The organism is Cupriavidus respiraculi, assembly GCF_914271545.1.
GTDB lineage: Bacteria > Pseudomonadota > Gammaproteobacteria > Burkholderiales > Burkholderiaceae > Cupriavidus > Cupriavidus respiraculi.
Map to the genome: position 1 here is coordinate 497,620 of NZ_CAJZAH010000001.1, position 14,492 is coordinate 512,111.

The 14,492-nt window shown below is 66.8% G+C and carries 16 protein-coding genes and 2 pseudogenes; 12 read left to right on the forward strand and 6 right to left on the reverse strand.

The genetic code is table 11. From position 1 onward, the window contains the following. Positions 1–18: 18 nt before the first annotated feature. Positions 19–471, reverse strand: coding sequence for a universal stress protein (locus LDO27_RS02140; RefSeq protein ID WP_224039322.1), 453 nt, complete (start codon positions 469–471; stop codon positions 19–21). A 229-nt stretch (positions 472–700) separates the two neighbouring features. On the opposite strand from LDO27_RS02140, the gene LDO27_RS02145 reads away from it, so the two are divergent. Continuing rightward, on the forward strand, positions 701–1,237 hold the full coding sequence (locus LDO27_RS02145; protein WP_224039323.1) for a flavodoxin family protein: 537 nt from the start codon (positions 701–703) through the stop codon (positions 1,235–1,237). A gap of 71 nt (positions 1,238–1,308) precedes the next feature. Here the strand turns inward: LDO27_RS02145 and LDO27_RS02150 are convergent, their stop codons facing one another. Next, the gene (locus tag LDO27_RS02150) at positions 1,309–1,773 is read right to left on the reverse strand and encodes a universal stress protein (RefSeq protein WP_224039324.1); all 465 of its coding nucleotides are present in this window, start codon (positions 1,771–1,773) and stop codon (positions 1,309–1,311) included. 239 nt (positions 1,774–2,012) lie between these two features. On the opposite strand from LDO27_RS02150, the gene LDO27_RS02155 reads away from it, so the two are divergent. From LDO27_RS02155 to LDO27_RS02180, 6 genes are all read left to right on the forward strand, one after another. Further along, positions 2,013–2,435, forward strand: a complete 423-nt coding sequence (locus LDO27_RS02155; RefSeq protein ID WP_222205909.1) for an Hsp20/alpha crystallin family protein — start codon at positions 2,013–2,015, stop codon at positions 2,433–2,435. Between the two features lie 52 nt (positions 2,436–2,487). Beyond that, entirely contained in the window at positions 2,488–3,150 is a 663-nt protein-coding gene (locus LDO27_RS02160; RefSeq protein WP_224039325.1) for a BON domain-containing protein, read from the forward strand. Then, complete coding sequence (locus tag LDO27_RS02165) at positions 3,147–3,800, forward strand: BON domain-containing protein (protein WP_224039326.1); 654 nt, start codon at positions 3,147–3,149, stop codon at positions 3,798–3,800. The genes LDO27_RS02160 and LDO27_RS02165 overlap by 4 nt, the downstream gene beginning before the upstream one ends. A 202-nt stretch (positions 3,801–4,002) precedes the next feature. Then, positions 4,003–4,458 (forward strand): universal stress protein, encoded by a 456-nt coding sequence (locus LDO27_RS02170; RefSeq protein WP_222205918.1) that lies wholly within the window; start codon positions 4,003–4,005, stop codon positions 4,456–4,458. Between the two features lie 938 nt (positions 4,459–5,396). Then, on the forward strand, positions 5,397–6,452 hold the full coding sequence (locus LDO27_RS02175) for a zinc-dependent alcohol dehydrogenase family protein (protein WP_224039327.1): 1,056 nt from the start codon (positions 5,397–5,399) through the stop codon (positions 6,450–6,452). A gap of 99 nt (positions 6,453–6,551) precedes the next feature. After that, a complete protein-coding gene (locus LDO27_RS02180) occupies positions 6,552–6,830 on the forward strand; it encodes a DUF1488 family protein (protein ID WP_222205926.1) in 279 nt (92 codons plus the stop codon). A gap of 376 nt (positions 6,831–7,206) precedes the next feature. Here LDO27_RS02180 and LDO27_RS02185 read toward each other — a convergent pair whose 3' ends face one another. Then, entirely contained in the window at positions 7,207–8,040 is an 834-nt protein-coding gene (locus LDO27_RS02185) for a universal stress protein (protein ID WP_224039328.1), read from the reverse strand. A 241-nt stretch (positions 8,041–8,281) separates the two neighbouring features. Between LDO27_RS02185 and LDO27_RS02190 the strand changes: the two genes are divergently transcribed. Both LDO27_RS02190 and LDO27_RS02195 read left to right on the forward strand, forming a co-directional pair. Next, positions 8,282–8,842, forward strand: coding sequence for a hypothetical protein (locus LDO27_RS02190; protein WP_222205931.1), 561 nt, complete (start codon positions 8,282–8,284; stop codon positions 8,840–8,842). Positions 8,843–8,912: 70 nt separating this feature from the next. Continuing rightward, positions 8,913–9,353, forward strand: coding sequence for a universal stress protein (locus LDO27_RS02195; protein ID WP_224039329.1), 441 nt, complete (start codon positions 8,913–8,915; stop codon positions 9,351–9,353). Between the two features lie 36 nt (positions 9,354–9,389). Here the strand turns inward: LDO27_RS02195 and LDO27_RS02200 are convergent, their stop codons facing one another. Continuing rightward, a complete protein-coding gene (locus LDO27_RS02200; protein ID WP_222205937.1) occupies positions 9,390–10,037 on the reverse strand; it encodes a response regulator in 648 nt (215 codons plus the stop codon). 98 nt (positions 10,038–10,135) lie between these two features. Beyond that, positions 10,136–11,308, reverse strand: a pseudogene (locus LDO27_RS02205) (PAS domain-containing sensor histidine kinase); the annotation flags it as partial. Between the two features lie 330 nt (positions 11,309–11,638). On the opposite strand from LDO27_RS02205, the gene LDO27_RS02210 reads away from it, so the two are divergent. Continuing rightward, the gene (locus tag LDO27_RS02210) at positions 11,639–12,055 is read left to right on the forward strand and encodes a response regulator (RefSeq protein ID WP_224039331.1); all 417 of its coding nucleotides are present in this window, start codon (positions 11,639–11,641) and stop codon (positions 12,053–12,055) included. Between the two features lie 115 nt (positions 12,056–12,170). Here LDO27_RS02210 and LDO27_RS02215 read toward each other — a convergent pair whose 3' ends face one another. Further along, a complete protein-coding gene (locus LDO27_RS02215) occupies positions 12,171–12,593 on the reverse strand; it encodes a hypothetical protein (RefSeq protein ID WP_224039333.1) in 423 nt (140 codons plus the stop codon). A gap of 534 nt (positions 12,594–13,127) precedes the next feature. Between LDO27_RS02215 and LDO27_RS02220 the strand changes: the two genes are divergently transcribed. Next, positions 13,128–13,913, forward strand: coding sequence for a helix-turn-helix domain-containing protein (locus LDO27_RS02220; protein ID WP_222205946.1), 786 nt, complete (start codon positions 13,128–13,130; stop codon positions 13,911–13,913). A 78-nt stretch (positions 13,914–13,991) separates the two neighbouring features. Next, positions 13,992–14,234: pseudogene (locus LDO27_RS02225) on the forward strand (LysR family transcriptional regulator); the annotation flags it as partial. Positions 14,235–14,492 lie beyond the last annotated feature (258 nt).

The window sequence follows — 14,492 nt, forward strand, 5'->3', positions numbered from 1 at the left end:
GTGCGGGCGCACCGTCTCTCAGGCAGGTGGCGCGCGCACCAGCAGCACGGGCGCGTTGGCCTGGGCGACGACACCCTGCGCGACGCTGCCCATGACGAGCCGCCGCATGCCGCGGCGACCATGCGTGCCCATCGCGATCAGGTCCGCGCCCCAGCCATTCGCTTCCGCGGCAATGGTGACGGCAATGTCGCCCTCGACCATCGGCCGACCCAGCAAGGCGGTCTGGTGGCGCAGGCGCGCGGCGGCCAGCCTGCCAGCGGCGCCTGCCAGTACGCTCTCGCCCGCGGTCGTGAGATCTTCGATCAGCCTCACGGGGTCCAGGCCGGTGACGTCCAGAAACGGACTCCGGTCGTCGACCACGTGCACCACCTCCACCTGGGCGTTGGCGGCCCGCGCGATCACCATGGCCTGCTCCAGGGCCAGTTCGGACGCCGCGCCGCCGTCCATGGCGACAAGGATTCGCTGGTACATGGCAGTCTCTCCTGCAAGGCCAGTTCGAGTGGATAACGGTGGGTACGCCCACACGCTAAGCGTAGGCACGCCCGGCTGCTCCGGCCTTGATGCGGGTCAAGGGCAACGCGCAGCGTGGTCCGGCCCGCAAGCAACGACGGGCAGGTTGATGCGCGTCAATGGGGCGGCGATCGCAGCGCCTAGGCTGCAACCCATGACCCTTTCATCCCCAACCCTGCGGAGCCCTGTCATGACCCGAGCGATCGTGTATTACTCCCGCACCGGAACCTCCCGCAAGGTGGCGGAAGCCCTCGCCGCGCGCACTGGCTGGCCGCTGGCGGAAGTCGCGGACGCCACCAGCCGTGCAGGCTTGCCCGGTGATCTGCGATGCGTGATCGACGCCCTCCTCCGGCGCCGGGTGGCGTACCGTTACGGCGGCCCGCCACTGCAGGAATGCGACCACGTGGTGGTGATCGCGCCCGTGTGGGTCGGACGGCTCGCCGCCCCCATGCGCAGTTTCCTTGCTGCCAGTGCGGCATCGAAGCCCCTGCGCGCGCGGGTCTCGGCAGTCTGCGTCATGGCGGCGCGCGGGGGCTTCCGCGCCGAGGCCGATGTTGCGCAGCTGACCGGGCAAAACCCCGCCCCGGCTCTGCTTCTGCTCGAGCGCGACGTGCTTAGCGGCGAGGCGGCGGCAGACATCGACGACTTCGTGCGGGCCCTGCGGCTCGAGGATAGCGAGCCCAAGCACCAGGAACGCGCCGTCTGGCTTTCGCCCAGCGAGCCCTGATTCGCCTGGGCCGCGGCGCCTGCCGCTGCGGGGTCCGACCGGCCGGACGTCGATCCGGCCTCGGCCGCTTGTCAGGTACCGCGACGCGTGGGCCCATCCCGCACCAGCAGGACGGGCCGTGCTGTCTGGCTGACGACGAGCTCGGATACCGAGCCCAGCAACATCCGCCGCACGCCCCGGTGCCCATGGGTACCCATCACGATGACATCCGCGCTCCAACGATCTGCCTCTGCGACGATGGCTTCGGCCACCGTCGCATCCCCGTGGGGCGCCTCGGTCAGTCGGGTAGTCCAGCGCACGCCCGCCGCGCTCAGGCGCTCGCCGGCCCGCGACAGCACACCCTTTCCATAGGCGACGACGTCGGCCATCAGCCAGGCCGGGTTGCCGGGAACCGTCTCGAAGGACGGGTCGGTGTCGTCCGCCACAAAGACGGCGCTCACCTCGGCGCGGGTCGCTAGCGCCATGGCGACGGCCTGCTCCATGGCACGGCCGGAAGCGCGGCTGCCGTCGATGGCCACCAGGATGCGTCGGTACATGGCAACCTCGTCTCGGAGTGGGTTTTGACAGGGTATGTGGCTTGCGCGCACAGGACTTGATGGCGATCAACGAAGCTGCCGACGGCTATCGCGGCCTACGACGCGTCTTATGGGGCGACCCGGCGCGCGACGCCCTTGCGGCAGTGCACGGGCTTTGATGCAGAGCAAATGGCGATCGCCACGATTTGCCAAAGTAGCAGCATGCGGCGCACTCGGCGCCGCCACTTCAGGAGATCGAGATGAGCAACATCAAGCGCTACGACCCGTTTTCCATCGAACCGCTGGGCGACATGCTGCAGGGCATGCTGCGCAACTGGCGGATGCCGCCGGAGCTCGATCTGCCATTCAAGGTCGACGTGACCGAATCAGAGTCCGCCTACGCCGTCACCGCGGACCTGCCCGGCGTGAAGAAGGAAGACATCAATGTCAATGTGGATCGCGGCACCGTGATGATCTCTGCCAAGCTGGAAAAGGCGTCGGAGCAAAAGGAAGGCGACCGCGTGATCCGCCAGGAGCGGTACAGCGGTTCGATGCAGCGCGCCTTCACGCTGGACGGCAACATCGATACGGAGAAGATCGATGCGAGCTTCCAGGATGGCGTGCTTCGCGTCACGCTGCCCAAGAAGGAATCGTCGCAGCAGCAGCGCATCACGGTGCGCTGAAACTGCCACTACGGCGCCGACGGCGGCGCATTGCCTTTGCGGGAGTTTGCATATGAAGACAGATCACCAGATCCGGAAGGAGGTCGAGGAGGAGCTCGACTGGGACCCGTCGATCGAGGCGGCGTCCATCGGCGTGGAAGTGCACGATGGCATTGTGTCGCTGGACGGGCACCTGCCCAGCTATGCCCAGAAGCTGGCGGCGGAGCGCGCCGCAGAACGCGTCGCGGGTGTTCGCGCGGTAGTGGTCAAGCTCGACGTCCACCCGCCCGGCACCTTTCTGGACGAAGCCATCGCACAGGCGGCCCGCGAGGCGCTGCAGTGGCATGTGCACGTGCCCACGGACGCGGTCAAGGTCCGCGTGGAGCGCGGCTGGGTCACGCTTTCGGGGCATGTGGACTGGGGCTACCAGAGAAGGCTGGCGGAGCGCATGGTCAGCCAGTTGCGCGGCGTGGCCGGCGTCGTCAACAACATCCGCATGAGCGAGAAGACCGCACCGCCCGACGTGGAAAAGCGCATCGAGGAGGCGCTGCGCCGCCATGCCCTGCGCGAGGCGCACCGCATCAGCGTCGATGTGCGGGATGGCACCGCGACCCTGAGCGGCCGGGTCGATTCCCTGCAGGACCGCCGCGCCGCGATCGGGGCGGCGTGGTCCGCCCGCGGCATCTCGACGGTGGTCGACAAGCTCGAAGTCACGGCAGGGAGACGGACGTCATGACAGGCGATATCCAGCTCAAGGAGCATGTGGTGGAGGAACTGGCCTGGAATCCGGCTGTGGATGCCACGCAGATCGGTGTCCAGGTACGCGACGGCATCGTGACTCTGACCGGCCACCTCGACAGCCACGCCGCCAAATACGCCGCCGAGGAAGCCATCGGGCGGGTACCCGGTGTGAAGGGACTGGCCGTGGAGATCGACGTGCGCCTGCCCGACGACGCACGGCGCACGGACGCCGATATCGCTCGGGCCGCCAGCAACATCCTGGCGTGGACCTCAGTGCTTCCCGCTGACCGCATCCGCGTGATGGTCGAGGGCGGCTGCGTCACGCTGAGCGGCACGGTCGATTGGCAGTATCAGCGGCAGGCGGCGGAACGCGCCGTGGCGGGCCTGTACGGTGTGGTGAGCGTGGCCAACGCGATTTCGGTGCGGCCCGCAGTTTCGCCCGACGATGTGAGGCAACGCATCGCAAACGCCATCGAGCGCCAGGCTCAGGAGGATGCCAGCCACGTTACCGTCAGCGTCAAGGACGGCGTGGTGACACTGTCCGGTAGCGTGCGCACCTGGGCCGAACGCGTCGCCGCGTTCGACGCGGCCTGGTCGGCGCCCGGCGTGGTCAAGGTATCGAACCTGATTCAGGTAAACCTCTGATGCCCCTGCGCAGGCCGGAGAGCGGAGCGGTGCACGCGCGGCGGCCGCGCCCTACCGGCCTGGGCGCACGACCACTCGCGTCTCGGCTCGCCGTGAACGTCCTTGCCCTTGACCTTCGTCAAGCCTCGTCCGCCACCGCTACCTATGCTGGTGTCGTGCGCCTCCGACTACGTGCAGGGGCGCGTCCTTCAGGAGATCCCCCATGTATCGAAAAATCCTGCTTGCCGTCGATGGCAGCCGCTCGGCCGATCTTGCCCTGACAGAGGCCGCTCGGATCGCGAAGGCCATGGGTGCGGAGGTAGAGGTCCTGTTCGTCGCGGACGACAGCGATGTCTTCCTCGGCGCGCCGCATTTCGATCCGACGAAACTGCGGCAAGGCATCGTGGCGCTCGGACACCGGACGCTGCGGGCCGCGGGGGAAACGCTGGAAGCGGAAGGCGTGCGTGCCACCACCCGGCTGCTGGAGCAGCCCGTGGCACCCGGCAAGTTTGCAGCCACCATCGTCGCCGAGGCGGACCGCTGGGGCGCGGACCTCATCGCAATGGGGACGCACGGGCGGCGCGGCATCAATCGCGTGGTCATGGGCAGTGTCTCCGAGGGTGTGATCCGTGCCACCACCACCCCCGTGCTGCTGACACGCGCGCCAGGCGAAGAGTAGGCACCGGGACAGCTACTGCAGCCACGAAAGTCACGACAGCCGCGTCCGATCGAGGGCGTGCGCCCGCAGGCGCCGCCACACCGATCCGCAATGCCGCACAGCGTCGGCCGTCCAATCCTCTGAGCGGAGTAACAGACAATGGCAAGTACATACAGGCACTTCCGGATGATCGGGATGACCTTGCTGGCGATCGCCACAGCAGTTGCACAGGCGCAACCTCCGGACAACCGCCCAGGGCCGCGTGGCGGGCCGCCGGCGACGAGAGGCGCGGACATGATCACCAGCGAGGAGCGAGCCGCCTTTTGCACCCGCATGCGCGAGAGCCGAACGCCGGAGGAACGCGAGGCCATCATGCGTGGCATGCACGAGCTGATGCAATCGCGGGCCCGCGAGCGCGGCGTGCCGCCGCCGCAGGGCCAGGGATATGGCCCCCGTGGCTTGGATCAAGGAATGGGCTGCGGGCCGATGATGGAAGGTGGGCCGCGCGGTCCCGCAAGATCGGGCGCCCCGCCCGCGGCGGCCGGAGCCGGCAGCGGCGCGGCGGCGATACCTCCCACCGCCGGCGGGGTGGCCTCTCCACGCGAACGGCAGGTCGACGGGCTGGTCTACCTGAGCGGCGGCATCGGCACCGACGAAGCCGCGGCGATGCGCAGCGCTGCAGACCGCTACAGCTTGCGGCTCACCTTCAGTGGCAGGGGGGCGAATACCTGGCCGATGTCGAATCGCGCATCTACCGCCCCGACGGCAAGCAGATATTCGCGGCGATCTCGGACGGCCCTTTCCTGTTTGTGCGACTGCCTCCCGGCAGCTACCGGGTCGTGGCCACGTGGGAGGGAACGGAGAGGACGGCGCAGGTGACCGTCCCGGCCAGGGGCGGTGTGGCACGCAATCTGACCTGGCCATCGTAGGAGACCCTTGCCACCGGGAGAGAAGCGACCATGCCGGATACCATGCGCGCCATGATCTTCGACGGAGCCCATCCCGCGTTGCGGCTGGACCGCGTTCCCATCCCCGTTCCCGGGCCGGGCGAAGTTTGTATCGCGGTCTCGGCATGCGGTGTCTGCCGGACCGATCTTCACCTGGTCGACGGCGAACTCCCGCAGCCGAAGGCGCCGGTGATGCCTGGTCACGAGATCGTGGGGCGCGTGCATGCGCGCGGCGCGGGTGTGACGGCATTTCGCGAAGGCGACCGGGTGGGCGTCCCATGGCTGGGATACACCTGCGGCCACTGTGCCTTCTGTGCGGCCGGGCGCGAGAACCTGTGCGATTCACCGCAATTCACCGGCTACACCCGGGACGGCGGCTATGCGGACTATGCTGTTGCCGACGCGCGGTATTGCTTTGCCGTGCCCGACCACTATGACGACGTGCATGCCGCTCCCCTGCTGTGCGCCGGCCTGATCGGCTATCGCACACTGCGCATGGCCGGACCCGCACGACGCCTGGGCATCTACGGATACGGCGCCGCCGCCCACCTCGTAGCGCAGATCGCGCTGGCGCAGGGCCGGGAGGTCCATGCGTTTACGCGGCCCGGTGACAGCGCGGCCCAGCAGCTTGCCCGCGAGACGGGTGCGGCGACGGTGTGCGGGAGCGACGAGCCGGCGCAGGCACCGCTCGATGCCGCGCTCATCTTCGCTCCGGTCGGCGCCCTGGTGCCCGTGGCGCTCGGCGCGGTCGTCAAGGGCGGCACGGTGGTCTGCGGTGGCATCCACATGAGCGACATCCCCGCTTTTCCCTATCGACTGCTGTGGCAGGAGCGCCGGCTACTGTCGGTCGCCAATCTGACCCGCGCCGACGGTCTGGAGTTGATGCGGATTGCCGCGCAGACGCCGCTGCGCACACATGTCACGCCCTACCCGCTGGAGCGCGCCAACGCAGCGTTGGACGACCTGCGCCAGGGCCGCCTCGCGGGAGCGGCGGTTCTCGTCACCGGCAATGCGCCCGGAATTGGCCAGGGCGCGCGGGGGGCCGAACGTCGACAATCCCCGCCATGACCGCATGGCGGCCCGCGCAGTGCCGCCCGCTTGCGTCGGCTTCGGCTTGCCGAAGCGCCTGGGCGCCGTTGTCCTTACCTTGACCGGAGTGCCAGCACCATGAAAACCATCGAATTTCCCGACGTGCAACCCTCCTACTCCTCGGCGGAACCATGCCTGCAATGCGTGGCCACCGTCGGTGGAGACCCCGCCTCCTTCGCCGTCACGGCGGAGGCGCTGGAGGACCACTTCGGAGCGCGCTCGTATCAGGCGGAGGATCTGCTGGCAGCCTTTCATGAACACCGGGAAGAAATCCTCTGCGTCGCGCGGAACATGCTCGAGCTAAGCGACTCGCACAACGTCATGCTGCACAGCGGGCATTTCCGCTTTGCGCTGTAGCGGGGCAGCACCATCCGGACCACGGCTGGCTGGCGCCAGCTGTTGAGCCGTGGCCCGCGCAACGATGGGATGCCCGCCGCGCGTGGCGGCGGGTGGGGCGGCAGGCAGTACTGCCGCCGGCTTCGACTTCGGCCGCGGCGGCCGCAGGTAGTCGGGCGCACCAGCGCAGCCTGCGAGCGCCAAAGCGAAAGCCAGCGCCATCCCGGCATGAACGCGACAGCGCGCGGCCTGCGCGATGCTGGTCGCCGCACCTGGATTGGGCCGCAACAGGTTCTTCGGCGGCGAAGGCCGTGCGTATGGCCGCATCGACGTGGCGATTGTCATGTCTTCTCCGACAGGGGCCGCGGCACGCGAACCTGTCACCGCGGCGATGGGGTCAGTGGGACATCAGCACTGGAACCGTCATCGACTGCAACAAGGTATGTGTCACGCCGCCCAGCACGAGCTCGCGCAGCCTGCCACGCCCATACGCGCCCATCACGATCAGATCCGCGCCGAAGTCGGCAGCGCGTGACAGAATCTGCTCTCCGACGGCGAGATCGCTGCCGCTTGTGCCGTGCTCGACCTCGTGCGCAATGCCATGGCGGCTCAGCGCCGATGCCGCGTGGCTCGCCGGCGCGGCATCCGGCCGCAGGCCGGAAGGCGGCGGGGCGCATAGCACGCGGACCCTGCCGGCTGTCATCAGCGGGACGGCATCGTGCAGCGCCCGTGCCGACTCGCGGCTGCCGTTCCACGCCAACACCACCCGCTGTCCCAGCGACGTAAAGGTACCTGCATGCGGGACGACGAGCACTGGCCTGCCGGCTTCCAGCACTACGGTCTCCAGGAATTGCGGTGCAATAAAACCTGCCGGGTCGCCGGAATCGAATTGGCCTGCGACGACCAGATCTGCTTCGCGTACATGACGCAGGACAGCTGGAATGGGAAAGCCTTGGGTTTCCCTCCATTCGGCATCGAGGTCCAGCGCTTTCGTCACCTCGTGGAACTTGCGCCGCACGCCATCGCAGACCGCATGGTGGTGCCGGCGGTCCGCCTCGATGTATCGAGCGGCGTCCTCCATCAGATAGAACCACGCTGGATCCGGCTCGAAAATCGCGAAGAGGCCGCTCAGGCGGCAACCTTGGGCGGCAGCCAGCCTCGCGGCGACTTCCAGCCTGTGTGTTGCCCTGGCGCTTCCGTCCAGATGGACCATGATGCTGGCATATGTCATGACGCTCTCCCTCGCCCCGGATGTCGTCAGTCTATGAAGGCATCGGGCCGTGCAGGTTGACTTACGTCAAGCCATGCAATGCGAAACCTTGGGACGCCCTCCCCTCCCGAGAAAGGCCAACCGCACCGAAGCAACGTGCGCGTCCACGCGTTTGACCTGAATCAATCCACGCCGGTGCATGCCCCCTACTCTTCGGTGCAAGCGGATGCTTCCGCCCGCTATTCTTTGGGGGACATAGGCCATGCAGCAGCACATGCGGCCGTCAGCCGACGGCGAATTCGCTACTGGACGGGCATCCGCGCGGCCAATGCTGGTGGCGCTGATCGCCATCATGGCTACCTCGGCCGCCGTCTCGTTGGCAGCCGGAGAAGATGCCCGGTCCCCCGGCGCCGCGCAGCCCCTTCCCGCCCCCATGGTGCAGGAGAGAAATGGCATTACGTTCGTCACCGGCGGCGTCACCGATCAGGAGGCGGAAGCGGTGCGCGCAATGGCCCACCGCTTCAATGTACGGCTTGGCTTCTACAACGCTCGGCGCGGCCAGCCACTCTCCGGCGTGGCGGTCACGCTGTCGGAAGATGACGGCGCGCGGCTGCTGCAGGTGACCACAACCGGCCCGCTGCTGTTCATGGCTGTGCCGCGCGGGACCTACCGCGTGCACGCCGAACTGGGAGGCGACGCGCAGACGTACCGGTTCATGCTTAACGACGAGGCAGTCGACTATTCCTTCCGGCTGCGCGTCAACGAGATGGAGGAGGAGTGGCTCCTTTGCCGCACCGAATGCCCCGCCCCGGCAGGCCGATGACAGGAGCCAATGGCGAGCAAGGCGGCGCGTGCGGCGTGGGCCCGGGGCAGCCGCGCGACCAGGAGGAAAGATGAGCAATATCGTTTTGGCTACGGATGGCTCGCGGTTCAGCGATGCGGCGGCTAGGGCAATCGCCGCGAAATGGATGTTCCACGACGGCGTCATCGTGCATGTGGTGCATTGCGAGCCGGATCTGTCACCGGAGGTAAAGCCCTTTGTCAGCCACAAAGAACTCGTCAAGTGGCAAACCGAGCAGAATGCGGCCGCCATGCGTTCCGTCGTTGACATCCTTCGCCGGGCAGGCGTGACCTTCGAGGTTCACGGATTGGTGGGCTTCGCGCCCGAGCGCATCGTTGAACTCGCCAGAGCCGTCAACGCGGTGGCTATCGTGATGGGAACGCATGGACGGGACGCCTTTCTGGACGCCGTGGTCGGCTGGGTCGCCCGCCGTGTGCTGTCCACGGCGTCGTGCCCGGTGGTGCTGGTTAAGCCGCCTGGGATAGCCAGCTGACCGACCGCCATCCAAGGCGGACCATCGCCCCATGTCTCACAGATCCGACTCCTCGCCGAACAGCCGATGCCGTATGGCGTAGCGCACGAGGGCCGCCTCGCTAGGAAGCTGCAGCTTGTCCATTAGCCGCATCTTGTATGTGCTGACAGTCTTGGCGCTCACGCACAGGGCGGCCGCAATGGCGGTGAGGGGCTCGCCCAGCACGAGCCGTCGATACACCTCCATCTCCCGGTCGGACAACCGCTCGTGCAAGGCTTCGTTCCCCTGGTCCTGCAGTCCGGTCGCGAGCTTCTCGGCCATCGCCTGGCTCACGTAGGTGCCGCCATTGGCGACTTTGCCGATGGCGTTCACCAGCTCCGTTGCGGCGCTCTCCTTGGTCAGATATCCCGCGGCTCCGGCGCGAAAGGCGCGGACGATGTACTGCTCCTCGGCATGCATGGTCAGGACGATGATGCGCAGCGACGGCTGTTCAGAGCGCAACTGCCGTATGAGTTCCAGGCCGGTGCGTCCCGGCATGGACAGGTCCATCAGGATCACGTCGGCCGGGGTACTCCTGGCTACATGGGACACCTGGGCTCCGTCGACAGCTTCCCCAACCACTTCGAATCCGCCCTGACGCTCCAGAATGTGGCGCACGCCGTCGCGCACCACGGCATGGTCATCGGCGATCAAGACGCGAATCATCTGTCTGTCCCCCCAGAGTTGACGCTTTCACGATCGGCTTCAGCGCCGGCATCACGGACCCATGCTCCGTCCCGGGCGTGGGATCGCCCGGGACGCGCTTCTGGCGTGGCGCGGGGGAAGCGGACCACCAGCCGAAAACCCTGCCCGGGCGTATGGCGCACCCATGCCCGCCCCTGCAGCAGCCTTGCCCGCTCCCGGATGCCAATCAGTCCGAACGACTTGCGCGTTGGGGTGGGGCGCCGCGCGCCATCCCAGCCGCAACCGTCGTCGGTGACGCTCAGCTCGTAGTCCTCGCCATCCCGGACCAGCTCGATGTCCACCGTGGTGGCATTGGCGTGGCGGACGACATTGTTCAGCGCTTCCTGGACGATGCGAAATACCGCCACCGTGGTCGGCTCGCCCACGTCGTCCTCGTCGGCGGCCCGAATCGTCACGGTGATGCCATAGCGGTTGGCGAAATCCTTGGCCAGCCACTGGATCGCCGGGACCATGCCGAGCTCGTCCAGCAGCGCAGGACGCAGATCGGCAGCGATCCGCCGGACCGAGCCCACCGTTTCGTCGATGACGCCGTGCATGGTATCGATCTGGTCCAGCAGCGCATCCGCAGCGCCGCTATCGCGCAGATCCGCCCCCAGCATTGCCAGGTCCATCTTCAATGCACTCAACCGCTGTCCCAGATCGTCGTGCAGCTCCCTCGCGATACGGCGCCTTTCATCCTCGCGTGACGCAATGACGCTGTCGGATAGTTGCTGCAATTCCTCCCGCGAATGCCGCAGCGCGTCCTCCGCGCGCACCCTGTCGGTGATATCGCGCAACATCACCGTGTAGAGCTTTCCGCCGCCATCGGCGGTCTGCGAAATGGAGGCCTCGATGGGAAACTCGACGCCGTCCGTCCGCAGCGCGTAGAGTTTGCGTTGCCGTCCCATCTCCCGCTCGGAGACACCCGTAACGCCGAAGCGCCGCACATGCTGTTCGTGCACGGTGCGGAACCGTTCGGGGAGGAAATCGCCAAGCGGGCGGCCGATGGCGTCGCCGGCGGTGCAGGCAAAGAGCTTTTCCGCCATCGGGTTGAAGAGGACGATGCGCTGGTCCGCATCGATCGAGATGATCGCCTCCATCGAGGAGCGGATGATGCCGGCCAGCCTGGCGGCATCCTGGTCCAGTCGTACGAGGCTGGGCGTCTCAGCGGCTGCACGCATGCGCTTGGCCCGCCATCTAAACCACGCCAAAGCGGACAGCGCAAACATGGCAAGTGTCTGCTTGAGCGCTAACTGTCCTCGCCCGGTGGACAGGGATGCCGCTGGCGGCTCATGTTGTTCTGGGGTTCCCTCACTACCTTCCTTTGTCATCGCGTCTCCGTCGTTCGAGATCGCGGCGTATCGCCAGCGTATAACCGGCGGGCCGGCACCTTAGAAACTAGTGCATTCCCCGCCGATGGAAAGGCCGTTTTGAGCGCAAGCCGTAACTTGCCACCCCGCGCTCTCGTGGATCGGCTGCGACGGTGGCGCGTCAGGGAACCCTGACGTCGGAATGGTGGACTCTGACGCCAGTCTCAGCCGCTGCTGATTCTGGGCTGGAAGCGTGGCGACCATACTGCTTCCATGACATCCCTGCACAGTCCTCCGTCTTACGCCGTCTTCGTACTAAGCGGCTCCCGGCTGCTTGTCAGCCGGCTGATCCGCACGCTGCAAACGATGGACGGCTTCCGGCTCATGGGACACGCCAAGGATGGGGTATCCGGGCTTCTCGCTATCCAAAGGGACCGGCCGGACGCGGTGCTCTACGAGTTGCCCGCATGTCGGCCTCTCCCGCTCGACGTGTTGAGCGCTCTGCGAGCACAGGACGCCCCGCCGCAAGTGATCGCCTTGACGGACTCCATGGCGTTGGCTGTCAGGCAGGCCTGTCTGACAGCCGGAGCGACACACTGCTTCGACAAGACGCTGGAGTACGACCGACTCCGGGCGACGCTTTACGGATTGCGTATGGAAAAGCAGCGCGGACGGCTGCCGGCGCGATAACGCAGTGCCGGGCACGGTGTGTCTCAGTCCGACCGCGCGAGCGTCTTGAACCCGCCGGGGCGGGCGCCCGGCCATAGGGCGGCACGCGAGGGGCCGCTTGTAATGTCGCGGAACGCTAGCCGCCAACGCGGCGCGACTTCCATTCGCCATCGGCCTGCTTGCAGAACCAGCCGGTCCAGCGCTCCTCGCTGGTGCCGCGCCTGAGTTCGGTCGTCATCCTCCGGCATGGCTGCCCCCGATCCGTTCTGCTTTCCAGTGCCGTGATGGTGGCGTGGATGGGGTCGCGTCTCCCCGGGTTCGGGGACGTCCATTCCATCGTGTCGCCGTCCGCCGTATTGGCGAGGGCCTTTCCGGCGGCCTCCGAGAAGGCGTTGGCCTCGGCCACGGTCATGGAGCCGACGACGGTATTGCGCATGTAGTTCCGCAGGAAGGCGTGGGCCGGTGCGCTCGCAATCGCGCTGGCCACAACCAGCGCGAGAACGGTGGATCTGGGCGATGCACTGATGTAGGTGAGGCGAAAGGCTTTGCGGTCCTGCATGGAGCCCCTCCAGAGCGGTATGAGGATTGGCTGCCGGCAACGAAACGTGTGTCGCGGCGAGGATTCGATTCTAGACACCGCCCCGGGATTTTTCGCGGTTGGGCCGAGGACAGTGCCTGGCCAAGCTGATTTCCAGGGCAGTCGTCGCCTGAGTCTATGGACCTTGGTCTGGCGCGGCGCGGACTAGCGCAAGCGCTCGCTTGCCGACGTGGCCCAGCAGTTTGCGCACGCGGTGCTCAGGTGTCAGGAAATCCTGACGCTGGCATAGCGCGCCCTGACGCGATTCTCAGTCCATGCTGATTTCGGGGGTGCATCACGCCGACGATACTGGGTTCATGAATCGATCCATCTGGCTGGCACCTATGCCTTCTCGGCCGGAACAGTTGCCGGTCGATCGCTTCCCAAGCGCCGATGTCGCGTTCCGCGCGGGGTACAGGCCCCCGCGTGGGCGGATGTGAGAACGCTGCCACTGGGGCGCCCGTGCTCGTCGTAGGCGCCACACCGTTACCGCCATTCCAACTCTCGGAGGACGTCATGCTCGAGCCCATCGCACCATCCCATCAAAGGTCCGTCCCGGGGCCAGCTTTGGAAACGGGGCGCTTTGTCGATGCCGCGACCATGGACCGGGATCCCATGTCCGAGGCGCGTTGCCTCAGTTGCATCCTGCGCGAAAGCTGCATGGCGGCGGATCTGGATCGCGCCGAGTTGCTGAAGCTGGACACGGTCGTTCGCAACGGGCGCAGCGTCCGGCGCGGCGAGACCCTGTATCGGGCCGGCGATCCGTTCCGCAGCCTGTATGCGGTGCGCGCCGGCTCGTTCAAGAGCGTGGTGACCCATCCGAGCGGCCGCACGCACGTCACGGGCTTCTATCTCGCTGGCGAGACGCTGGGCCTGGACGCAATCAGCACGGATTCGCACCGCTCCGATGCCATCGCCCTGGAGGACAGCGCCGTCTGCGTGGTGCCCTATCGCCTGCTCGAGGCCCTTTGCCTGGAGGTTCGGTCAATCCAGCAGTATCTGCACAAGATCCTCAGCGCCGAGATCGCTCGCGAGGCCGGCGTGATGCTGCTGCTGGGCAGCCTGAGCGCAGATCAGCGCGTCGCCGCCTTTCTCCTGAATATTTCCGCGCGGCATGCCGCCCGCGGCTACTCGGCGGCGGAATTTACCTTGCGGGCCACCCGCGAGGACATCGGCAGCTATCTCGGTATGACGCTGGAGACCGTGAGCCGCACCTTGTCACGCTTGCAACAGGCGAACCTGGTGCGGGTGGAGGGAAAGCGTATGCGCCTGATGGATATGGAGGCGCTGGATCGTCTGTAAGCGCGTGGATCAGGCAGAGGGTTGCAGCCTCAAAGGCTCGCCGGTACCACGCCATCTTCTGACTTCAGGGGAAAACCTATGCGTCACGTCAGCACCAAACTTCTGGGTGTCTTCGTGCTGCTTATGGAATATCGGGACCTGCATGCCGTGGCCATGTGCACACAGTGCCGGGTTCCGACCGTTTCCTATGCTTTGGCAAAGCTGCGCGAGATCACGGGCGATCCCTTATTCGTGAAGCGTCACGGGATTCTCGAGCCCACGCCGCATGCGATGCGGATGGAACCGGCGGTGCGTCGGATGCTCGAGCAATGGGCGAATCTGACCGGACGATCCGGCGCAAGGACCGACGCGGACGCAATCCCGGACCTGAGTACCAATGCCTGCCGCCGCGGCTGCGACACCATGGTCGACGGCACCTACGCGTCTCTGGGTGAGAGTCTGCCAGGCCGTGAGCGCTACCGTATCGGCGAAATCCGATAGCTACTTGTTCCACCGCTTTGTTAAAGGCCCCGTAACAAGGCGCGCGGAGTGCGCGATGCCGTTCCGGCGGGAAGTCGCGCGCAACCCCTGATTCGTCGC